The organism is Treponema vincentii, assembly GCF_018336815.1.
GTDB lineage: Bacteria > Spirochaetota > Spirochaetia > Treponematales > Treponemataceae > Treponema.
In genome coordinates, this window is record NZ_CP050497.1 from 146,766 (window position 1) to 170,126 (window position 23,361).

Genomic DNA, 23,361 nt, shown 5'->3' on the forward strand with positions numbered 1-23,361 from the left:
TTTTGATATGGTAGAAGGCTCGAGTTCTGAATTTGAACTTTCCGGTGAGATTAAAAAATTACAGATTTCCAACGAGGACTTAAAAAAATGGAAAACACAGATTGACGCAGTGCAGCTTTCAGAAGAAGCAAGAGCGGTTATTTCCGCAATCCGTAAAGAACTGACGGCGCAAAATGAGACATTGAGCGAAGAAGAAAAAGCTGCCGGTGAATCATTTGCAATCGGCGACCGCCGTTGGAAAAAAATAGTGCGCATCTTAAAAACATCCGCATTTTTGAACGACCGTACCGAAGTAGATTTAATGGACTGTCAGCTGATTGAATACTGCATTTGGAACACCGAAAAACAGCAGAAAAAGGCACGCCAAATCGTAGAGACGTGCATTCAGCAAAACGGGCTGGATTGCGATACTGCGATAGATGACATCAACGACCGGATTGAAGAGTTTACGGCAAAAGTTGAGCAAGACTGGTTTAAAACAGTAAAAGTAGCTGAAAAAACACGAACAGACCCTGCAACTGATAAAATTGTCACAGTCGATGATCAAGAATGCTATAAATGTACTCGCGATGGCACCAACGAAACATGGTATGTTTCTGTAGCTAGAGGGAAACATGATCCATGGAATGATTATCATGATATTTATGATTCGAATAAAAACCATTATACAAGCTCCTCCTTTCGGAAATCTGGTAGTAAAATTTCTTGTTATCATAACTTTACTGTAAAAAAGAATCCTGAACAAATTGTAGTTATACAACCTGCAACAAGCTATCGTAAACAAAAAGAATATTCCGATATAGCGCAGGAAACGTTACAAAAGAATTTTGACAAAGCGTATTACAAGCCGATTGTAGATGAAATCCATACTGAAATTAAGGCGCTGAAAGACAAAAAAGAAGCGGATGCGATACCGTTCAAGGCAAATTTATTTGCAAATCAATCCTATAATAAAAGTCTTACTGCAAAACTGGATGAGGCAATCCGGCAATTTGAAGATGCGGAAATCGCACTTGCCAAGCAGCATGATAGATATTTCAATGCTGAACTCGATACTGATTTTTCAGAAGGAGATGTCATTCTCAAAGACGGAACTGCTTTTTCTTCGGAAGAAATTAAAAATATGACAGAAGAACAGAAAAAAAATGTGATTGCAGTTGTGTGCATTGCTGACGATAAAACCTTTGCCCTTGGTATAAGCGAAAAAAAATTGACATGGAATGCACTCAAAGAATATGCCCTTCATTACGGCGATGCCTTACCGAAAGACTATGCAGCAAATTGGATAGTTCCCGATAAAGCTCAACTGTATGCGATATGGGAAAATAGAGATAAACTAAATACGTCCTTCGAAGCCCTTGGTATTGAGGAGGCGATGCTTACTCCGCAAGAATACTGGTCGGCATCCGAAAACGGAGAAGCGGCGGCCTTCTATCAACTTTTTGATGAGAACGGTTTGCAAGACCATACAACCAAAGATCATGTATACGCAGTCCGCACTATCCGTGAATGGAGCAAAATATAGTGGGTGATATGAATACATCCCGTGAAGCCCTTACCGCATTGCAGCAAAAGTATTCCGGCGGCATGCCCAATGTCTACCGGCTTTCCGATGAACAGAAAGCATGGCTTGAACTGAAAATACAGATGCTTGCAGAAGGGCTTCAACCACTGCAGCCGATTATGGAATTGCATAAAATCCGCAACCGGCTTGTGCATGCAACGGAAGATATTCCCGATAAGGAATTGCAAAAGATGATTTCATTTGTATTTGACAATATGGAAGAGATTAGAGCTTTAATAGAAACAGGATGCACTGATGACGAGAAAAGATAGAAACTCAAGAAAATATAGCAGGAAAGCATTGCGCCCTATTGAAGAAATGAGTGAAAAATACCCTTCCGGTATTTCCGATGTTACAGCAATCAATGAAGAAGCGCGTGCATGGCTGCAAATAAAAATGCAGCAGCTACGGGAATGTTTAACAAAAGTATGGTTTTCTTCAAAACCTCATTGGTGGGAACCGCTCCGTCTAACACGGAATAAAACCGCACACCAAACGGAAGATTTAAGCGATAATGCATTTTCCAACCTGTGTAGTACACTATTTTCCAACATCGGTAACATAAAACAAAATTTAAACGCAAACATTCAACGCTATAAGCAGCAATCAAAGAAAAAGCGGCAGTTTGAAAAAAATGCTGCCCCTGAATCTGCATTCGGTTCAAATCGGGAACGGAAGCAGTTGGTTGATGCGATCGAAGATGCCATACAGCCTGTTGAGCCGGAAGACATCCCCATTGCTTTTCCGCAGAATACATTTGCGCAGGTCGCGCAGCATACGCTTTCCGAAATTCTGAATACGCAAGACGTACAAGAGTATATGCAAACCCACGAAGGGCTTTCAGAAAATATTCAAACGGATCTTTTGGAATGGCTGCAAAAAACACACGGCACATTGGAAAAAGAAAATCCGTTTTTCGATGAAGCAATCTTTGTTACACAGCAGAAAAAGCAGGCTGCAGAAGAAATTGCAGCCGATCTTTCTGCGGAAAAGTCAAAAATACAGTATCACTATAAACGTCTTCCGTCAGTTAGCGATTCAAAACGTGAAACTATTCAGGAAAGTACGCTGGACTTTGATTTTTACCGCAAAGCATTTGCCGAGCAAAAACACATCACCGATAGTGCAGCAGACGATACCGCGAAAACAGTTCCGACAGAGGAAGCACAAACGTCTTCAGGAGCAAGTATACGGGTAGACGATATGCAAGCAGAAAACACTCCCGGAAAAAATGAGCAAGTAAATACTACCCATGCAGAAACCGTAATACAGAAAACGAAAAATAATGAAAAAAATACGCTTCAATGGGAATCGCCGGAAAAACTTGAAGCGCTGCGCAGAAACTTTATTGCCGATATGGAAAAAAATCTCATAGAACGCAAAACAAAGTGGGAGCAGGAACGGATCGATGCTATGCGTAAGCAGTTTTTGGAAGAGCTGTATAAAAAAATACAAAACTTTATGCGGCTTGAAAAACTACTTACGCCGTTCACTAAAAATTTTGGAAGGCTCTGGGATTTATCCAAGCATCCCTTTGAAACAAGCGGGTTTGAAATTCTTGATACCTTTGCCAAACTTCTGGAACAAGATGAATCGCTGCAAGAACTCGCTGACCTTCTCGGCAGGCAAAGCCGCACACAAGCGGTGTTTGAAAAAGAGCTGCGGGATAAAATCGTCATAACAACAGAGTGGCATCCGCAACCTGCATACCGCGGAGAGATAAACGGACTCAAGTATTCAAACGATATTGCAGCGGTTCTTCCCTGTGAACTTGCTATGTTGAAAAATCCTGCGGCAAAAAAACTCTTTCAGCTGAAATTTGCGCAAAAACAACTCCTGTCATTTGAGTATCAAAATGAGCAAGAGGAATTAAAAGAAAGTATCGAGCAAGAAGAGGTAACGATGGAAAAGCAAGAACCTAAGGGACCGATTATCATCTGTGTTGACACGAGCGGCTCTATGCACGGCACTCCGGAGAATATTGCAAAAACGGTAGCATTTGCACTGGCAAAGATTGCCGCAGAACAGGAACGGCTTTGCTATATCATCTCGTTTTCCACAGATATTGAAACACTGGAAGTAAAACCAAATGAGGATATGGAATTGACAAATGCGGACGGAGGCAACTACCTGCAAAAACTGGTACGTTTTTTGCGTATGTCGTTTAACGGCGGAACCGATGCGGAACCCGCGCTGCGGAAAGCGCTTAACATGCTTGCAGGCAGTGATACTGCAACCGGATATAAAAATGCCGATGTACTGATGATCTCGGACTTCGTAATGGGCAATCTTTCAGATGATCTTGTTACGGCTATCGAACAGGAAAAAGAAAAGGACACCGGCTTTTACAGCCTTGTTATCGGAGAAAGCGGCAACAAAAATACCATCGCCTGTTTTAATCACAACTGGCTGTACGACACCAATGATACCCGCGCGTCCCGGCATCTTGTTGAGCAGCTGCATGAACTGAAAACACGGAAATAATAAGACCCTTGTCACACCGACAGCATGAACACTATATCTATGCACCGACATCACAGACAATCCCATATCTATGCAGCGCCGCATTTTTTCAGTATGATGACGGGATGATCGAGTTATTAGCGCCGGCGGGGAATCCCGAAGCATTGGAAGCAGCGATTGCGGAAGGGGCGGACGCCGTTTATTTAGGTTTAAAGAGCTTTAATGCCCGTATGCGGTCTTCAAACTTTGCGTGGAATCAGTTTGAGGCAACGGTTGATGTACTGCATAAGCGGAATAAGAAAATATATGTTACCGTCAACACGGTTGTAACCGAGAACGAGATGGAGCGGCTCTATCGGTTCTTGGCGTATCTCAACAATGTCGGTCCTGACGGCATCATCGTGCAGGATCTCGGGCTGATTCAGATGGCACACAAACACTTTCCGAATCTCAAGCTCCACGCTTCTACGCAGCTCAATATTGCGAGTGCAAAGGCAGCCAATGCGATGAGCCGCTGGGGGGTGTCGCGGACGGTGCTTGCCCGGGAACTGAGTTTGGAAGAAATCCGAGCGGTACATGCCAACACATCCTGCGAGCTGGAAGTATTCGTACACGGGGCGCTCTGCGTCAGCGAATCGGGCTTGTGCCTTTTTTCGAGCTACCTCGGCGGAAAGTCGGCGAACCGCGGGATGTGTACCCAAGCGTGCCGCCGCCTCTATACCGCGCATGAGCCGGAGGGCGACCGGGAAGGCTACTTTTTCTCTCCGGCGGACTTACAACTCATCGAGTATATCCCCGATTTGATTCAGGCAGGCGTTGCCTCATTTAAAATAGAAGGAAGAATGAAAAGCGCCGAGTATGTTGGAACGGTGGTGTCCGCCTACCGGTATGTCATCGACAACTGGGAAGCCGATAAAAAAGCGGCGGTAGAAACGGGCAAACGTATCTTAGCGAACGACTTTGCACGGAAAAAGACCGGCTACCGCTTTAAAAGCACCCGCGCGGAAGAAGTGCTCAACCCCGATCAGGCGGGCGGCACCGGCATTTACCTCGGCATTATCGATGGGATTAAAAAAGGCGCCGTGGAGGAAGTCCCGTTCAAAGACGGTACGCGGGCGGTACACTATGTACAGCTGAAAGACGGACATTATACGCCGGAGAAAGGCGATTCGGTGCGCATCCATAAGAAGGACGACAGCGGACGCGAAAGCTGGAAAATTCAGGATATAATGGAAAGCAAATCCGGCACATGGCTGCAGCTGCCTGCGGATTCCGGCAAAGGAGACAGCGTATATCTCTTGCAGACCAAGGCGATGACCAAACGCTACCCTCGTTTACTGCCTGCCTCGCTCGAAAAATACCGCAAACAGCCGAATGACGAAGCGCTGCCGATGCTGACGCTCGAAGCAGGCTTCCCTACCATCGGCGATACAAGCAAGTCCGCGCCCTCAAAATCCGCATCCGCACCATCTGCCGGAGCGGCGCTGCCCGCAAGATCAGCGGCTGCAGCGACCGCACCATCCGTCAAAAAAAGTCTTGCGAAAAAGCCTGCAGATATCTTCCCCGAAGGGCTCTACGTTCAGGTTTCTTCCATTGCGGATTTGCATACTATCCTTGCGGATAAACCGGTACGAGTTATTATCAATTTGAATGAGGACACCTATCCGGCGCTAGCTGGACAACAATCCAATCCGCAGCAGCAAAATCAGCAACAGACAAAACCGCTGCCGTTCTCCAAACGGGAAATCTTTATTTCGCTTGATCCCTTTGTGCCGCAGGAACAGGAACCGATCCTTGCAGAACAGCTTGAACAGCTAACCGCACAGGGGTATACGCAATTTATCGTGAATAATCCGGCGCATATTTCCATGCTCCGCAATAAAAAGAACTTTTTGGTCGCGGGGCCGTACCTTTACACCTTTAACTGCTGGGCGGTTTCGTGGCTGCAGGAGAACGGCATCTGCGCCTATATCCCCCCTGCCGAAAGCTCTCAGGCGAATATCGAAACGGTGTTTGCGCCGGAGCTGCGCCCGCAGGTACTGCTGCCACTTTTTTCGTATTCCGTGCTGTTCAGGATGCGCTTTACGCTGCCGAAAAACTACAACTTCCTCTATTTTTCCGACAAGCAGGGCGAGGCGTTCAGAGCTTTTTCTACACCGTCCGCCTCTTTTGTGCTATCCGACAAGCCGTTCTCGATTGTAGACCGCTACCACGCCTTACAGCATCATCAGTTCTCACGCTTTTTGCTGGATTTTTCGCATACGAGCGTTGAACGCCGCGCTTATCGGTTTATTTTACAGTCGCTGCGGAGCGGTACCCCCCTCCCCGACTCGGTGCGCTTTAACTGGAAGGAAGGCTTTTACGATCCGCAGCGGGTGGAAGAGCTCAAACAGCTGGGACAAAAATCGGCGGCAGAGCGCGGCACCAAACGTTCCGGCGGACGAACAAAACCGCCTAAAGGACGTTCACAGAACCGCCGGGATCCCCGAATAACAAGCGGACGGCAGCAGGGCAACAGAAAGCGATAAAATACGTACTTGTTTATACGGTTCTATGGTCATTTTTTAACCGCAGAGATCGCAAAGAATGCAAAGTTTAAAAGGGGTTAACCGCATAGATAATTATTGAGGATTTTGTTCACTGATTATGCCATCAGCTAGCGTTGTATAATATTCAAGATAAGCATCTATCCCCATAAAATATTGTGCCACTTTATTGGTTTCAGCCTTAATTGTAGCTATATTAAAATTCTGCACTTGAGAAAATGATTTTTCGTGCTTCCGGTTAGTTGGATATCTAAAGGTCTGACCGACCAGATCAATAGCATGAAATTCAAGTATTATTTTTTTTATTTCATCGTCAAAATGTCCTTCTGAAATGCATGTTAAAACAGCTATTAATCGTCCTACTAATATTTCTAAACTATGAATCGATTCCAATTCCTTTTTCGGTTTAGTATATTTTTGTAGTTCATATCCAATAATTTCTGTTTTTTCATAAAACGATTCTGCATAAATAATCAATTGCTTTAATGTTAGTTCAATAAAATGCCGGTACATAAAACAAATTGGATAAAATAAACCATCTCGTTTGTCTTTATCGCTCTCCAATGCATCCTTAACTAAAATATCACCCGCACTCCAATACGCAACAGCATATGAATAATCGCGAATGAAAGAAGCTCCTACTGTCGCATTAACAGTTCTAAGGAATTCCGGTGATTGAGCGAATATGTTCTTCATTTTTACCTCTACAACCATGAACCATATTTATTGTTATTGGTTAGCAACCGATAATTCATTTTTTATTACCGGCTTTAGTGACAAATAATCGTATTCCATCGATGAGAACAATTCATTTTGACAATAAGCTAATTTTTTTTTCACAATTTTTATTGCTTCGTTTGATTTATCAATTCCAATCCACTGGCGCCCCAATTCTTGAGCCGCTATCAATGTAGTACCTGACCCGCAAAAGAAATCCAATACGATACTATCCGGATTGGAAGATGCTTGAATCAATAATTTAAGCAATGCAAGATTTTTTTCTGTCGGATATACGGGATACTGATAATCTTTGAAATCCAAAATATCCTGTATTTTTTTCCCCTTTTGTTCATCTGCATAAATAATTTTGCGCGGTACTCCATTTGCCGACCATTCAATTAAACCTTGTTTGTCTAATTCTTCTAGTTCTTTTGGATCGGAACGCCAATGCCGTCCTGCAGGTGGTTTTATTCCATTAAATTCACCACCGGTTACTCCACTTTTTGTTTCTCCGGGGGCATGAAGCGGAATTGTTGTATACAAGCGTCCATTTTTATCTACTTTTTTATATAATCTTTTTATATCGTCTTCTGAAAACGGTTCACAAGGTTCGTGCCAGATAGCATTTTTTGATTTTGTATAAAATAAGATTAAATCTTTAACGTTTCCATAAGCTCGTCTTGTAAAATTTTTGGGATTGCATTTTATGCGCGTAATATCATTTTTAAAATTTTCAATACCGAAAATTTCATCTAAAATAATTTTAACATAATGCCCAATTTTATAATCGATATGCAGATAAAAAGAACCTTTTTCAGAAAGTAATTCATAGGCCAGTATCAGTCGTTCACGTAAAAATTCTATAAAGGATTCTCCGATCAATATATCTTGATAGGCAATTTTATCCTTTTTACTTGAACTAATTGTACTTACTCTTTCATCCCCTATAGTAAAAGTACTATTTGTTGCGAATGGTGGATCGATATAGATAAAATCAATTTTTCCTTTTAAAGAATATTCATGCAATAATGACTGCATTGATGAAAAATTATCGCCTTCAATTAATAAGTTCCTTTTGCTATTCCATTTTTTCGAGAACGAATATGGATTAGATATATTTAAAATCTCACTCCTATTTTTCTTTCCCGGATAAAATAATTCCATATTACTAACCCTATATTGAATATAAAAAATCTCTTAGTAATAAAGCACTTAGTATATTTTCATTAGAATATGTTTCTGTAATATCGGTATACATCTTATTATTGCCTTTTATATATAATACTCCGTCAAGTATTGCTATTTTTATAGCATTAACATTCGGTGTCATAATCGTAGAAATGGCATCTGCAAATTGTGCGTTTTGATGTCCTCCGAAATCCGTTAAAAATTTTGCTTCGCCGATAACATATTTACCGTTGAAACGGGCTACAAAATCAAGCCCTTTATTTCTCTCATAACCTAAATATTTTTTTGCCCACAACTGCATTTCGGCATCACTAGCATTTAAAATTGCATTTTCTGTAGTATTCATAAATTCATTTAAACCGACAGGCACTATTCCTAGGGCTTTTGAATTTACCCAACGTTTAAATAATGGACCAATCTGTCTGTTTGTTTCTTTAGGTTCGGAACATTTTTCAAATATTTTATCCAATCCCATCTCATATAAACGGCCGCATAATCTATTTATCGTTTCAGGATTCCGTTCTATCGCATTATGATCTCTTTTTAAAAAAGCAACATAAGAATCTTTTATCGGAAATAAGTCCAGATACAATAAATGAGTTACCAATGAAATATTATCCATTGCATTGAAAGCATCTGTGACGGCCTCCCAACGATTTTCATCTATATCGCGGATTCCATCTGGAATTGTAGGATATACTCGAAATAAATGATCGAGATAATTTCTTTGGTTTGCGTATTCAATACTTAACTGTGTCCAATGATTCACGACCGGTTCCTCGCTATCGGCTATACTGACGGGGGTGCTTCTATTTTGAAGGCTGCGAAGCGAATCTAACCTCAGTTTTTAGAAATGCCCTACCATCTGTTTAGCTTCCATACTATACCTCAATATCTGGTTTTCTACAATAATCGAAAGGCCGATCCGGCGTATGACACCTTCGCTCGAAAAATACCGCAGAGCTCGTCAAGATCGCAAAGAATACAACAACAAATGACTGAACGGCACCATTGCCCTATTATCCTCTGCGTACTTTGTGATCTCTGAGAATAATTTTCCTACCTTCTACCATTCCGAAGCGACGAATAGCCCCGTCTCTTCATCCCGATGCTGCACGATAATCGATGCATCGGGGGCATTGCGCTCGGCGATCCCCTGCTGTATCAGCGGGTAGAGCTGTTCGTGCGGCTTTTGATTGCGATACAGGATAAGCAGCAGCGCCTCATCCTTAAACGCATCCATCATCCAAAAGTCGCCGTCACTGTCGCCTGCAACAAGGATAGGCGCTTTCCCGCCATGCCGCGGAGCAATCAACGTCCGTATTGCCTCAGCCTTTCCTTTCCGCCACGTCTGCGGAATGGAGTAATCACGCTCATCGGTAAAAACACTGTCGGCATTCCGAAGCCGCCGCCTACCGAACACTTGTTCGGACTGGAGGCAATAGCCATACGCGGGATTACAGGCAAACACCCGCACGCCGTCCTCCTGCGAGGCGGAGCAAATATAGGGCGTAATGCCATACTCTTCAAAGCGGCGGAACAGCTCCCGTATTTCCGGCTGTATCCGTATCCCCTTCCGATACGTTGCGGTAACGATACCGGCTCTCCCAGCCTGCCGCGCAGGTGATACGAGCGTGTATTGTTTTATTTCAGCAGTAAGCGCTTCGGCAATCGTTTTTTCTACAAGACTATTCAATTGGGGAAGCGTTAATCCCGTACATACCGATTGCGAAATATCGGTATCACAGACCGTTACCGCATACCGCATCAGCGTCAGAATTTTTGTCTTAAAATCGAGGTATTCCTCGGTTTGTACGACGTCCTCAAGCGGGAGCATCCCGTTCAAATGTTGATATGCATGATATAAGAACCGGTAGCGGTCATCCAAATCTGCCGAAAGATCAGCTGCAGCGAGCTGACGTCCTTCGCTATTAAAGCAGCCGACAAGCGGAATATCCTGCGGAATTTCATATCGGATGGTAACGGCAAACTGTTCGGGCGTCAGATTGAAGCAAAGGTGCTCAAGCTGATACAGAAAAAGACTATCCTGTATATCGTAGAAGATACACGTGTAATCCCAATCAAAGACGGCATAGTTGTCCGCAAAAGCTTTTTCCGCAATCAAGCGTTCCAACCGCAGTTTGTTCTGCGGCTCCCAATTTCCCGTTAATGCCGGTTTATTTGTTTTATGAGTCTTATTCGTTGTCTTGGTTTCCATGTCTGATGTTCCGGTGAGGGTGTCCTGAAATGTTCGATTATCTTATTTGAGTAAAACCTGTGCGCTGTGCCAGCTCAGTGTCGCGCATTTAATGCGGGCAGGCATTTCGGCAAAATAGCTGAGAATCTGCGCATCGCCGAGGCTCTCCAATTCTTCCTCGGACTGAGGCTTTCCTGCCATCATATTAAAAAACACCTCAAGGCAATGCTGCGCCTCTTTAACCGTTTTGCCTTTGATTAAATCGATCAGCATATTGGTAGAAGCGGTTGAAACCGCACACCCCGCACCTAAAAAAGAAGCGTCCTCAACAATCCCGTCCTTTTGCTTAATCAGCAAGGTTAAATCGTCGCCGCAACTGGGATTATGCCCGCGCTCAATGCCGGTTGCTCCATCCAACTGATGTTTATGTTCCGCTCTCCGCGAATAATCCAATAATGTCTGTTGATATACCGTTTCGATGCTCACGTCCCACTCCTCTATTGCAAAAAAGCTCGATGATGATTTTACACAAAAGAGTTCTATTGGTATAGGGAACAATCGTAATACACAAAAATGAATGCTCGACGTATCCCTCAGGAAAACCGTCAGTATGATGGGGAGTTTCCCCATGTCTCGTCTAGGAAACCACTGATCAAATGCGCTCCTCGCTTTAATCAACACTTTCCTAGTCAAAGAGGCTGCCGGTTTGCGCCGCTATTGCCGGAATTTTAAGGCCGAGATGCGTATATGCTTTTTCCGTAACCATACGTCCACGCGGCGTACGCTGCAGCAATCCCATTTGAATAAGGTAGGGTTCGTAGTAGTCTTCGAGCGTATCCTGTGACTCCCCGATTGAAATCGCAAGTGTTTCTGCCCCGACCGGCCCCCCACCGTAGTTTTCGATGATAGAGCGAAGTATCTGCCGGTCATAGTTTTCCAAGCCGAGCCGGTCGATGTGCAATTTTTTCAATCCCTGTGTAACGGTTGTTTCGAGGATGGTATCACTGCCTTCAATGAACGCAAAATCCCGCATACGCCTGAGCAGCCGGTTGGCAACGCGTGGCGTCCCGCGGGAGCAGCGGGCAAGGGCGAGCGCTGCTTTTTCCCCGATATCGATTCCGAGAATATCAGCAGAACGCATAATAATGGAAGCAAGCTCTTCGTTGCTGTAAAATTCAAAGCGTTGCACAATACCGAACCGGCTGATAAGCGGGCTTGAAACCATGCCTGCACGGGTTGTCGCACCGATCAGCGTAAACGGCGGCAACGGGATACGGACAGTCCGCGCTCCCGGCCCCTGCCCGATAATCCAGTCAAGCTCATAATCTTCCATAGCAATATAGAGCATTTCTTCGATGGCGGGCTTTAACCGATGAATTTCGTCGATAAAGAACACGCTTCGTTCGGACAGCGTTGTCAAAATACCCGCCAAGTCTTTAGGCTTATCGAGGGCAGGGGCGCCGGTGATCTTGCATTCAACGCCAAGCTCCTGCGCGGTAATTTGCGCAAGGGTCGTTTTTCCCAGCCCGGGAGGTCCAATCAAAAAAAGATGATCAAGGCTCTCTCCCCTACTCCGCGCCGCTTGGATAAAGACCGACAGGTTTTCTTTGATGTTTTGCTGCCCCTGAAAATCCTTCAAAAGCTGCGGGCGCAGCGCGCGGTCTTTTTCATCCCCCGCACGCTTCTCTCCGCGTATAATGCCGAATTCGTCTATTTCATTATCTTGATATGTTTCGCCGTTCATCTGCATTTTTAAAAGATACTCATCGTATTAAAATAGTGGGAACCTCTAAAAATCTCGTTTTTTGAGAGTGTCCTTAAATGTAATTTACGTTATGCGTTTTTCTTTTTATCCACTTTTTCCATAAAGCGGCCGACATTGATAATCGCGCGTTCATGGATACCGCTGCCGATCACGCCGCGTTCATCACGCGCTTCAACCTGAAAGGTTAGGAATTTTCCGTTTGCATTGATTTCTATCAATTCAGTGTGGATGGACACCTTCATTCCCTCGGGGGTTGCATCAAGATGCCGTACATCCACATGGATTCCCACCGTTGCCAGCCCTTCGTCCAAATATGGCATCACGCTGCGCGTTGCCGTATCTTCCATCCGAGCAATCATAGCCGGCGTTGCAAATACATCCACCGTTCCGCTCCCCACCGCAGTTGCGAGCATTTCCTTTGTAACAACAAAGCTGGCATCACCTTTAATTCCTACTTCCATAACCACCTCCAATTATAAATATGCAACATAGTTATAGCCGAAAATACAAATCTATACCAGACAAACAAGAGCCGTTTCGCTATAATACCCGCTATGAATTTTCGTTATTCGGACTATGACGTGATTGTCGTCGGCGGGGGACACGCAGGCATCGAAGCCTCGCTCGCCGCCGCACGAATGGGTGCGCAAACCCTTCTTATTACACAAACAGTTGATACTATCGGCAGAATGTCCTGCAACCCCTCGATTGGGGGCGTTTCCAAAGGTAACATCGTGCGGGAAATAGATGCGCTCGGCGGCGAGATGGGAAAACTCGCCGATGCGTGTATGATTCAATACCGCCTGCTTAACAAAAGCCGCGGGCCGGCAGTGCAGTCGCCCCGCATTCAGGCGGATAAATTCCTATATGCGCAGACCGCGCAGTACACCCTCGAAAAAGAAAAAAATCTCCATATTTACCAAGATACGGTTGTTGATGTCATCTCCTCGCAGACTGCGGAAAGCGGGCTTGTGGAAAACGGCAGCATACAGGCGGTACTGACGGCGCGCGGCCGAACAATTTCCGCACAAGCGGTAGTGCTCACCACCGGCACCTTTATGGAAGGGAAAATCTACATCGGCGAGTTCGAAGCGGAAGAAGGCCGCCTCGGTGAAAAAGCGGCGATCGGGCTTGGCGCCGCCCTTGCGCGCAAGGGCTTCACGATGAGTAGGCTCAAAACCGGTACCCCCTGCCGCGTATTACGGAAATCCGTCGATCTTTCTCAGCTGGAAATACAAGAAGCAGATGCAGTGATGCGCCCGTTCTCCTTCGACACGGCGGAAATATTCCGCCCTTCGGCAGTGTGCTATGTCTGCTACACCAACGAGCATACTCACGAGGTTATTCGGCAAAACTTTCATCGCTCGCCGCTTTTTTCGGGGAAAATTCACGCAACGGGCGCCCGCTACTGCCCTTCCATCGAAGACAAGGTACGGAAGTTCCCCGAACGCACGCGGCATCAGCTGTATATCGAACCGGAAGGGCTGATGAGCGATGAGCTGTACATCAACGGATTTTCGTCTTCGCTGCCGGAGGATGTGCAAGATCAAATGCTCCGCACCCTGACCGGTTTTGCTGATGCCGTGATTACCCGCCCCGCGTATGCGGTTGACTACGCAGTAGTTTCTCCGCTACAGCTGGGACCGGACTTACAAACCCGCCGGATTGCGGGGCTTTTTACCGCGGGGCAAATCAACGGAACCTCCGGCTACGAAGAAGCGGGCGGTCAAGGCCTCATCGCCGGCATCAACGCAGCGTTGTATGCCAGAGCTTTCAACCACGCACAACCGGCAACCTACGAACCGTTTACACTCCGCCGCGACGAAGCCTACATCGGCGTAATGATCGACGACCTTATTACGCAAGGGGTCGATGAACCCTACCGGATGTTCACCGCCCGCGCCGAATACCGGCTCAAGCTCCGGCACGATACCGCCGACGAGCGGCTCACCGAGCGCGCATACCGCATCGGCTTGCAAAAACAAAGCGCCTATACCCGCCTACAGGAAAAACTTGTGCAGCGCGGCGAGCTTATCAAACACTGGCGGGAGTTGAAAATTACCGGCAGCATTGTGGAAGCGGAACCCGCTTTGCAGTGTCATCTCGGTAAGTCCCTCGCCGACGCGCTGCACGACCCGCTCATCCCGCTCGAGCTGATCTGCCGATGCGATCCTGCAAGCGCACAGTATTCCGAGGCAATTAAAAACGCGGCGGAACTGGAAATCCGCTATGAGCATTACATTGTCGCGCAGGATAAACGAATTGATAAAATGAAGAAGATGGAAACGAGCCGTATCCCGCCGAGCTTTAACTACGATGCGGTTTCGGGGCTTTCTACGGAATCGCTTGCACGGTTAAAGCGGGTAATGCCTGCCACAATCGGACAGGCAAGCAGAATTCCCGGCATCAGGCCTTCGGATATTATGGTTTTGATGGTCGCGATAAAATAAGAGTGTGTTTCTAAAAACTCAGTTAGGTTTGGAGATTTTCAAGAGAAGCATAAGCGGTGCATCACTTAACCACGTACCGCCATCAGCATTTCTGCATCGGCGTCCGTAATCACCCCGCATTTCAGCATATCGTAGAGTTGATCGCTATTTGTCTTTCCAAAGAACAATAGATCATCGGTACCGAGCCCTATCGGAATCCCCGCATCAATCATCTTTTTTGATGGGGTGTTCTTTTAAACTCGGTACTGCGCTCAGCATCACATTACTCATCGGGCACACATTACAACGTATTTTTCGGTCAGCTAAAAATTTCAACACCGAATCGTCGGAAGCGGCTCCGATACCGTGCTGCACTTCATCCAAATTAAAAAACTCAACAAATTTACGAACGGATTTTGCATCGGAAAATTCTCCGATGTGCGCTTTCTTTTTGATGTTATGCTTTTCGGCCAGTTTAAAGATATAGTCAAAATCCTCAATGCCTTCAAATACTTCGGGGCCGTATAAATCGACATTCTTAAACACCTTACTTCCAAAAAGCGGATATACCCATGTACGAATAAAATTACGATCGAGCGTTTTGGGAATGCCAACCTCGGGGCGTATTTCAATTTGCTTTTTATATTTTGCCACAAGCTCCGAAATGTCTGATAAAAACTTATCAATATTGTTATCGTAATGTTTTATAAAACCGATATCAATTGATGTTTCAAGCCATACAACATTATCGGCAATCGCATCCTGTATAGACATTTCAAAAAGGGCTTTGACGTCTTTTGCCGTTTTACAGCGCGGACGAGTATAAGCGCCGATTACTTGGTGCATTTCATCAAGACCTGCCATTTTGCGGGGAAAATTTGGAATGATTACGCCCGCCCAATGCTTGTAACGTTCGTATTTCATACTCAAATTGAGATGATTATGCGTATCCGACTTCGGTCGCGATTTTAAATACTCAAGATCTTTCATTCTAAAACCCTTTTTGCGCCTCTACTGGTATCCGACATATATTCCGACAAACCGACAGTGTAATTATCGGTGAATATCGAAAAATCTTAAATCTGACAGCCTTACTGCATTATACAGCAAAATATCCATTAACGGCGATTTATCCTTTGATAATTTTAATACCGCTGCTGGTGCCAATCCTTGAACACCCTGCTTCTATATATTTAAGGGCATCCTCGCGGCTGCGGATACCGCCGGACGCCTTAATCTTTGTATCTTTTTTGAGGTATTTTTTAAATAATGCAATATCCTCAAGCGCTGCCCCGCGTGAACCGTAACCGGTAGACGTTTTAATAAAATCAGCTCCGGCTTGTTCAACCGCAGCGCAGACATTTGCAATATCCTTTTCGGACAGATAACACGTCTCCACGATTACCTTTAAATGAGCTTTCTTTGCATGGCAGATAGAAGCAAGTGCAGCGATTTCTTTTTCAACATAGCCGGTGTTGCCCTCAAGCAGTTTCCCGATATTAATAACCATATCGATTTCATCGGCACCGTCTTTCAAAGCCTGCTCGGTTTCGGCGCACTTTACTTCGGTGGTCTGTGTTCCAAACGGGAATCCGATAACGCTGCACGTCATCACATCGGAACCGGCAAGTTCCTTTTTGACCAATGCGACATTGCAAGGATTCACACACACTGAAGCAAAATGATACTCCTTCGCTTCCTTACACAATGCAATAATTTCCGATTCTACGGCATTCGGCTTTAATAAAGTATGATCGATATACTTATTCAACTCCATTTTTTTCTCCTAAAAATAATAGGGAACTTCTAAAAACTTCAGTTTTTAGAGGTTTTCCTTAGATGTAATTTGCGACATCTCTTTAGCTTATGATAAGTTAGGCAACACCGCCGACATATTCGCCATTAATTGTTCCAATTCTTGTCTTACTCTTGTTCCCAATTCTTGATCCGGCAAGTCAATACTTAAATCACGTAAATAACTCAGCAGTTTAAATACTGCCGCATCATTATACGGCTGCGGTTCACTCACTACACTACAAGCCTGCTTAATAAGGTTCGCACGTTCTTTAAGCCCCAGTTCGCCCGATAACCGAGCAATAATATAATAAATCTGTATTCGTTCACTGCTGTTAAGAAAAATTTCAAGTTCTTCCTGCGGAAGATAGATAGCTAAATCGCGCAAATACAAGAACAACTGAGCAAGTTGCTCGGGGTCGGTCGTATTAAGATATTGCTCAAACGAAGGAGAATCTTTAATCTGATGTTTTGCGTGACACCACAAAAGGTTTTGCTGTTCTTGATCAAGAACAAACGGCACTTGGTTATCGCTCGGCTCACATTCTGCCTCGTTCTCCGAATCCTCGGACACCGAATCTTCGGTAGCAGCATCTTCACCATTATCAACGATAATTTCGGGATTGTCTTCGTGAGCGAAATCAGGTTGAACATCTACAGCTTCTGCTTCCGTTGCTTCTTCCGTAACCGCTTCTGCAGGGTCTTTGTCCGTCATCTCAACTATCGGAACAGTGTCGGTTTCAAGCGAAATTGCTTGATTTTCTTCGTCACCGAAAATATCTTCTTCCGAAGTTTCGACAACCTGAACATTATCGTCATTCACCGATACATTCTCATTAACCGGTTCACAATCTTTTTTCCATCTCAGGGAAAGATTCTTGCGTTTCGGCAATCTGTAAACCTTCTTCTTCTTCTTCTTCTGCTGCTGCTGCTGTTGCTTCAGCTTCTCCTGCTGTTGTTACTGCGACGGGGCACTCTTCTGCGGCAGCTTCCGTTGCTGCTGCTTGGGGTATTTCCTCCGGTTCTTGCAATGCTTGCGGTTCCGATTGAACCGACTGATCCTCAGGTTCTTCTTTTGGAGCAACCGGTTGAAGCGGCATTTTACGGCTCAGGTTTTCAGCAATTCTTTCAGCTAAAACCTCGACGACTTGCACATAGCGATTCTCATCAAACTGCTTATCGATATCCGAAATAATATCCTGCAAAAAACCTATGCTGGTACCGCGGCTATCTATTTCTTTTAATCTTTTCTGCGTCGCTTCGTCACGAATAAGGTTTTGCAACTTTTGCAACGCTTGTGCATTTTTTTGCGAAATGCCGCCTACATCAAGGGCGGTGTTGTTTTCAGAATGATCCGGATTAAGATACAGTTCATCGACAGGTGAAGCAACTGTCTCATTGGCGGCTGCGCCTCCTTGACCATTCGGTAAGCTGCTGTTTATTTGCGGGGCACCACCGATGCTGCTCCCTGATGCTGCAGCAAGACTCGCAGCATCAAAATTTCCGGCGCCGAACGCATGGGGTGCAGACACCGCACGGGAATAAGCTGGAAATGCGGACAGACCGGATATATCCGATTGTTGAGCGCCAATCAACTGGATACCGTCAATAGAAGTATCATCTTTCTCCGGCGGAAGTTCCTTTACCTCTTCAGTCCCTTCGATGAGCATTTCAAACGGGAGCTCCCGTTCGGACATTGATATGTCTCGCAATGAAGGAATATTTTGTTTCGGATCCGGATTCAATTCTGCCGGAGAAATATAAAGATGTGAATCATCGGATTTTAGCTGTTCAAGGTTTTTGGTTAACAATGGATCGGCTATATAGTTTTCTGCAGCCTGCTCATAGAGATCGAGCGAGGCGGACATATCTTGTTCAGGTTCGTCCGATTCGGAGCCGCTCTGCATATTAAGAATCTCATTTGCCGTTTTTAAAGCCTCAAGCGTATCTCCCCGTTTTTGAAATAACCGAGAAAGAGCGGAGTGGGCTTCAATAGCATTCGGTTTTAACTCAAGCACTTTCTGATATTCTTGATACGCTGCCTGAGGATTATTTAGCAATTCTTCAGCTTTGCCTAATGCCATCAATGCAGAAATATCGTTCGGCTTTTGCCTCAAGAAAAGTTTAAGCTGCTCCTTAGCTGCTTCATATTTATGCGCCAAAAGGTATTGTTCGGCAAGTTCTTGGCGGAACTCTATCGCGGATGGCGCTGTTGTTAATATTTGTTTGAATGTCTCTTCAGCTTGTTCAAGCTCGCCGGTAAGGGCATACAGTTGTCCCCGCAGCTTGAGTGCGTTAAGGCTGTTACTGTGTTCCGTGTCCAACCGTCCAAAAAGCTCATGGGCTTTTGCATAATCTTTCGCATACATGCACATTTGAATGGCTTTAAGCCGTAATGCATGATTGTCGGCATTTACCGGAGCAGCTTCTGCAGCAAGTAAGATCGAAAGCGCTTCGTTATACCGCTGTCTTTTTTCTAAAAGAGCCGTTAAGGCAAGTGCAGCAGGGGCGTATCCGGGATCAATCGTCAAAGCATCGTAATAATATTGTTCAGCTTCCTGCTGAAGTTGCTTCTTTTCAAAAAGATACCCGAGCTCCGTATAAATCGGGGCGTTTTCACCGGTTACACGAAGCAGCGATCGATAGGTATTCAGTGCATCATCAAGTTTATCCAACCCTAAATACGCAGCAGCAATCCCCGCCAATACTTCTGCCCACGCAGGATTAACACGAAGTACCGAGTTATAATATACAATCGCTTCTTCATATCGCTTTTCTTGGCGTAAAAGTTCGGCAAGGTGGAAATTTAAATAGGGATGATTAGCGTCTACACGAATACCTTGTTTATATATTTCAATCGCTTTATCCGTTTCACCGGTTAGAACATACAGATTACCAAGCCGGTCATACGCATGAGCATGGTCGGGTTTAAGTTCTATCGCACGCAAAAAATATCCGGCAGCTTTCGCATAATCCCCCATCTTTTTGTAGGTCTTTGCAAAGCTATACAGCACCTCATTGGTATCACCGCCGGCATCTCTTGCTTTTTGCAATATGTTAAGCGCATCTTCATAGCGGCATAGATGCCGATAAACACGTCCGATGCTCAGCATAAGGTGCAGATTGTCAGGTTCGCGCTCATATAACCGAAGATAGGCTTCCAACGAGCGTTCAGAGTTACCTTCATCCCCATAGATACGCGCCAATAAGTTTTCGATTTTTTCCTTATCTTCCGGCGATATATCAGGACGTTTGGTGAGCACATTGGTCAATAACCGTTCGGCATATTCAAAATCTTGAGTAATTAAAGCTGAATTTGCACGTTCAAAGATAAAATCAAGTGACTCCGACATAGTTCCTCTACAAACCGTTATTCCTTCCGCGGCCTTGCCCATACTTCTTGAGAAAACGCCCCTACCCGCGTACCGACCTCATCATCATAGGCGGCAACGGCAAAAAAATAAATTTTACCATTATGCAAATTCGGTATGCGATAAGAAAGAACCTTACCCACATTCAGTGGCGAACCCGCCGAAAAATATTCTCCACGGCGCTCGCCGTAATAAACCATATAACCTTTTACATCAAAATCAATTGACGGTGTCCATGACAGCTCGATTTCGCCGTCCTTAGGCGCTGCAAATAACCGTGCTGGCGGTAGCGGCTCGGAATCTTTTTCATATTCAAGGCTGATGGAATGCACAATCGGCGTTTTTTGTCCTTCCGCATCAGGGTACAGATTTCCTGCAATTTGAAAGAATCGTCCTTGCATTCCCGTAATTGCCTGTCCGCTGTGTACGGGTTTCCATGCAGGCTCCGTATCCGTCCATGCGTAACGGTTCTCTCCGGATCGAATAAAGAACACTGCGTCCGTTTGTACCGGCGTGTCCACAGAAACAGTCAACATCTTTGCTTCGGACAGAGAACCGCCTGAATCAATAATCAGAGATTCAAAACGACCGCCGTTAAGGTGATACCGGTCAAATAGCGCTGTCTGCTCGGCAAAAGTCGGCGGTTCGACAAACCGTTTGGTTACCCTCATCTCATCAAGCATTCCCGAATAATGCACACCGATTGAAAGATCAGCCGCATTCCCCATTTTTGACAATAAAACGGCATCGCTTTCCCGCCCATTCTCGGTAATGTAGACGATGTTCTCTGTATGCCCGTTCATCCGGTACTCCAACAGCCCGATTTCTTCATCATACGTAATCAAATGGTGTGACCATTGCGAAGGAATTAAATTAGTGCGCCCCCTCAGCTGAATAGGAATACCGTTATTGTATTTATCTTGCCAAATATTAAAAAAATCCCATTGCAACTTATTCTGAATGATCTGTGCGATAATGTGTTGGTCGGTTAGGCGTTCGCTTTCAAAATATGAGGAATACCATTGGAGAATAATACTCCCGTTTTCGGTAACCGACGGCGCAATCCAAAATTCAATCGTAAACGAACCGGCAGAACTTTCACCTCCGAAAAAAGATCCTTTTTGAGGCTTTAAAACCAAACCGGCTGTTTTTACATGAGGACTGCACATTGCAGCGCCAGCGCCGAGCTTTGCTTGTTCAGCGCCTGCAAAACGCATATTCGAGGAGACAACCGTATAGGAGCTGGTCTCTTCTATAATAGAGGGAGAATCGAAATTAAGGTAAAGATCGGTTTCCTGCGTTATCTTTGGGACACTGCTGCTGAGCGAAATACCGGGATTCCCGTACTTTCCCGGACACATCTGTATATTTTCCGTATACTGCAGCATTCCCCACCCATGCTTTCCGCCTAATTCAAATACAGCATTACCGGTAAACGAAGCAGTAAGAATGCTTGAGAAAAAAAATAGCACTGAAAAAAATTTTTTCGTACACATCATCGTCTTAATTATCGGATAAAAGTATATATCATTTAAGAAAGTTTTAATAGACAAGATAATTATAGCAGTTACTTTTACGCTTTCGTTATCTTAGGTAAAACAATGATGCCGCCGATAAATACAACTAAAACAGCGATCCATGCGGAAAGAATATTCATAAAGATTCCACCGGTGATAAAACCTGCTAACGAACACGTTGCAACAAAAAGCGCATACGGCATCTGTGTTGCGACATGCTCCAAATGCGGGCAAGCTGCCCCCGTAGAGGATAAAATTGTAGTATCTGAAATAGGGGATGCATGATCACCGAAAACAGCCCCACCGAGGACGGCCGAAATACAGATGAAGACGGCGTTGAGCGCGGTATTTTGCGCTAATCCGGCGTTTTCCGTTAACCCGACAGCTATCGGCATAATAATCGGGATCATAATACCGAAAGTTCCCCAACTGGTGCCGGTTGCAAATGCAATAACTGCTGACAACGCAAAGACGATAGCAGGAAGTATCCACAACGGGAAAGAGCTGCTGACAACCAGTTTGGAAAGGTAACGTCCCAGTCCCAAACCGCCGTCTGCAGGAGATGAGCGTATGACCGCTCCGATTGACCACGCCATCGTCAAAATAATAAGAGCGGGAACCATAGACTTTATACCGTCGCGGACAGCTTCGCTTGCTTCTTTTAGATTCATAAGGCGGCGTGCAAGATAGTAAACGTATGTAACGGTTAAAGTAAAAATAATGGCATAAAAAAGCGCATAGGATGAATCGGTATTGATAAAAGCGTCGCGGAGACTCATCGATGCGGCTGCTTGTGATATATTGGTAATTGTGGAGCCGTCTATGGCATTGATCCACGAAACGGCGGGGAAAAAGACAATAGCAAAAACAATAAGGAGCAAAATGGGCAGCAGCATATCGATCGGCTTTGCGAGAGTTGTTTGCTCTTCGGGGACATCGCCGGAGATAACCCCGTAGACTTCTTCGTTCCAGAGGAGACCGGAAGTTCTTGCTAAGTTCTCTGATCTTTTCATAGCGCCAAAATCCGTTTTAAAAAAGATGATGACAAGAATCATCAGAATCGTTGTGAGCGCGTAAAGGTTGTACGGAATAGCGCGGATAAAAAATTCAAAATCGCTCATGCCTAGTTTACTGAATCCTTCGGAATTTCTTACGATAGACATAACGGTAACAACCCAGCTTGAAACAGGCGCTAAAATACATATCGGAGCTGCGGTGGAATCCAAAATATATGCGAGCTTTGCACGCGGAACCTTATGCTGATCATTTATCGGACGCATAACGGTTCCGACGGTTAAAGAGTTAAAATAGTCATCGATAAAAACGATTAACCCGAATATAAACGTTGCAAACTGAGAAGCTGTTCCGTTTTTCAGTTTTTTGGACATCCATAAACCAAATGCCTGTGCCGCCCCCGTTTTTGACAACATACCGACCAGTGCGCCGAGTAATCCGCAGAATAGGAAGATGCGGATATTCCAACCGTCTGCTAAAGAACCTGCAAGTAAATCCGTTACTTGCATAAGCGCCGCAGCAGGATTTCCACCGGCAACGATTAGACAGCCGGATAATATCCCCAAGAAAAGCGAGACAATAACATCTTTTGTGATGAAGGCAAGCGCAATAGTTAAAACGGGAGGGATAATACCCCACAGTCCAAAGTGATCCATAAAGATATAATGCTCCTTTTTTATCAGGGTTGAGATAAGCTAAAAAAGAGAAAACCTCCAAAATCTAACCAAATGTTTAGAGATAACCGAAGAGACATTGTAGCATATATTTTATATCTGTACAGTAGGAATGGGAT

17 protein-coding genes and 1 pseudogene are annotated in these 23,361 nt (G+C 45.0%); 5 read left to right on the forward strand and 13 right to left on the reverse strand.

The features are described from left to right. The first annotated feature begins 7 nt into the window (after window positions 1-7). The 4 genes from GWP40_RS12450 to GWP40_RS00750 all read left to right on the forward strand — a co-directional run bounded on the left by GWP40_RS12450 (window position 8) and on the right by GWP40_RS00750 (window position 6,555). Window positions 8-1,525 (forward strand): hypothetical protein, encoded by a 1,518-nt coding sequence (locus GWP40_RS12450; RefSeq protein WP_230974499.1) that lies wholly within the window; start codon window positions 8-10, stop codon window positions 1,523-1,525. Between the two features lie 8 nt (window positions 1,526-1,533). Then, a complete protein-coding gene (locus tag GWP40_RS00740) occupies window positions 1,534-1,836 on the forward strand; it encodes a hypothetical protein (RefSeq protein WP_212565654.1) in 303 nt (100 codons plus the stop codon). After that, window positions 1,820-4,048, forward strand: coding sequence for a VWA domain-containing protein (locus GWP40_RS00745; protein ID WP_212565655.1), 2,229 nt, complete (start codon window positions 1,820-1,822; stop codon window positions 4,046-4,048). The genes GWP40_RS00740 and GWP40_RS00745 overlap by 17 nt, the downstream gene beginning before the upstream one ends. 104 nt (window positions 4,049-4,152) lie before the next feature. Beyond that, window positions 4,153-6,555, forward strand: coding sequence for a peptidase U32 family protein (locus GWP40_RS00750; RefSeq protein ID WP_212565656.1), 2,403 nt, complete (start codon window positions 4,153-4,155; stop codon window positions 6,553-6,555). A gap of 93 nt (window positions 6,556-6,648) precedes the next feature. Here the strand turns inward: GWP40_RS00750 and GWP40_RS00755 are convergent, their stop codons facing one another. The 7 genes from GWP40_RS00755 to GWP40_RS00785 all read right to left on the reverse strand — a co-directional run bounded on the left by GWP40_RS00755 (window position 6,649) and on the right by GWP40_RS00785 (window position 12,904). Continuing rightward, entirely contained in the window at window positions 6,649-7,269 is a 621-nt protein-coding gene (locus GWP40_RS00755) for a hypothetical protein (protein WP_212565657.1), read from the reverse strand. Window positions 7,270-7,302: 33 nt separating this feature from the next. Then, a complete protein-coding gene (locus tag GWP40_RS00760; protein ID WP_212565658.1) occupies window positions 7,303-8,457 on the reverse strand; it encodes a site-specific DNA-methyltransferase in 1,155 nt (384 codons plus the stop codon). 10 nt (window positions 8,458-8,467) lie between these two features. After that, window positions 8,468-9,250 (reverse strand): restriction endonuclease, encoded by a 783-nt coding sequence (locus tag GWP40_RS00765; RefSeq protein WP_212565659.1) that lies wholly within the window; start codon window positions 9,248-9,250, stop codon window positions 8,468-8,470. A 297-nt stretch (window positions 9,251-9,547) separates the two neighbouring features. Further along, on the reverse strand, window positions 9,548-10,699 hold the full coding sequence (locus GWP40_RS00770) for an HAD family hydrolase (protein WP_212565660.1): 1,152 nt from the start codon (window positions 10,697-10,699) through the stop codon (window positions 9,548-9,550). 42 nt (window positions 10,700-10,741) lie between these two features. After that, on the reverse strand, window positions 10,742-11,164 hold the full coding sequence (gene sufU / locus GWP40_RS00775; RefSeq protein WP_016522648.1) for a Fe-S cluster assembly sulfur transfer protein SufU: 423 nt from the start codon (window positions 11,162-11,164) through the stop codon (window positions 10,742-10,744). A 199-nt stretch (window positions 11,165-11,363) separates the two neighbouring features. Next, a complete protein-coding gene (gene ruvB / locus GWP40_RS00780) occupies window positions 11,364-12,428 on the reverse strand; it encodes a Holliday junction branch migration DNA helicase RuvB (RefSeq protein ID WP_230974500.1) in 1,065 nt (354 codons plus the stop codon). Between the two features lie 83 nt (window positions 12,429-12,511). Continuing rightward, window positions 12,512-12,904 (reverse strand): thioesterase family protein, encoded by a 393-nt coding sequence (locus GWP40_RS00785; RefSeq protein ID WP_212565661.1) that lies wholly within the window; start codon window positions 12,902-12,904, stop codon window positions 12,512-12,514. Window positions 12,905-12,997: 93 nt separating this feature from the next. Between GWP40_RS00785 and mnmG the strand changes: the two genes are divergently transcribed. Next, the gene (mnmG, locus tag GWP40_RS00790) at window positions 12,998-14,893 is read left to right on the forward strand and encodes a tRNA uridine-5-carboxymethylaminomethyl(34) synthesis enzyme MnmG (RefSeq protein ID WP_212565662.1); all 1,896 of its coding nucleotides are present in this window, start codon (window positions 12,998-13,000) and stop codon (window positions 14,891-14,893) included. A gap of 65 nt (window positions 14,894-14,958) precedes the next feature. On the opposite strand, the pseudogene GWP40_RS00795 reads toward mnmG, so the two are convergent. The 6 genes and pseudogenes from GWP40_RS00795 to GWP40_RS00820 form a co-directional block, all read right to left on the reverse strand. Beyond that, window positions 14,959-15,862: pseudogene (locus GWP40_RS00795) on the reverse strand (amidohydrolase family protein). Window positions 15,863-16,001: 139 nt separating this feature from the next. Beyond that, on the reverse strand, window positions 16,002-16,649 hold the full coding sequence (gene deoC, locus GWP40_RS00800) for a deoxyribose-phosphate aldolase (RefSeq protein WP_212565663.1): 648 nt from the start codon (window positions 16,647-16,649) through the stop codon (window positions 16,002-16,004). A gap of 87 nt (window positions 16,650-16,736) precedes the next feature. Beyond that, entirely contained in the window at window positions 16,737-17,489 is a 753-nt protein-coding gene (locus tag GWP40_RS00805) for a hypothetical protein (RefSeq protein ID WP_212565664.1), read from the reverse strand. A gap of 22 nt (window positions 17,490-17,511) precedes the next feature. After that, entirely contained in the window at window positions 17,512-20,019 is a 2,508-nt protein-coding gene (locus GWP40_RS00810) for a tetratricopeptide repeat protein (RefSeq protein WP_230974501.1), read from the reverse strand. 17 nt (window positions 20,020-20,036) lie between these two features. Then, the gene (locus tag GWP40_RS00815) at window positions 20,037-21,536 is read right to left on the reverse strand and encodes a LamG-like jellyroll fold domain-containing protein (protein WP_212565666.1); all 1,500 of its coding nucleotides are present in this window, start codon (window positions 21,534-21,536) and stop codon (window positions 20,037-20,039) included. A gap of 74 nt (window positions 21,537-21,610) precedes the next feature. Next, complete coding sequence (locus GWP40_RS00820) at window positions 21,611-23,224, reverse strand: Na+/H+ antiporter NhaC family protein (protein WP_212565667.1); 1,614 nt, start codon at window positions 23,222-23,224, stop codon at window positions 21,611-21,613. Between the last annotated feature and the right edge of the window lie 137 nt (window positions 23,225-23,361).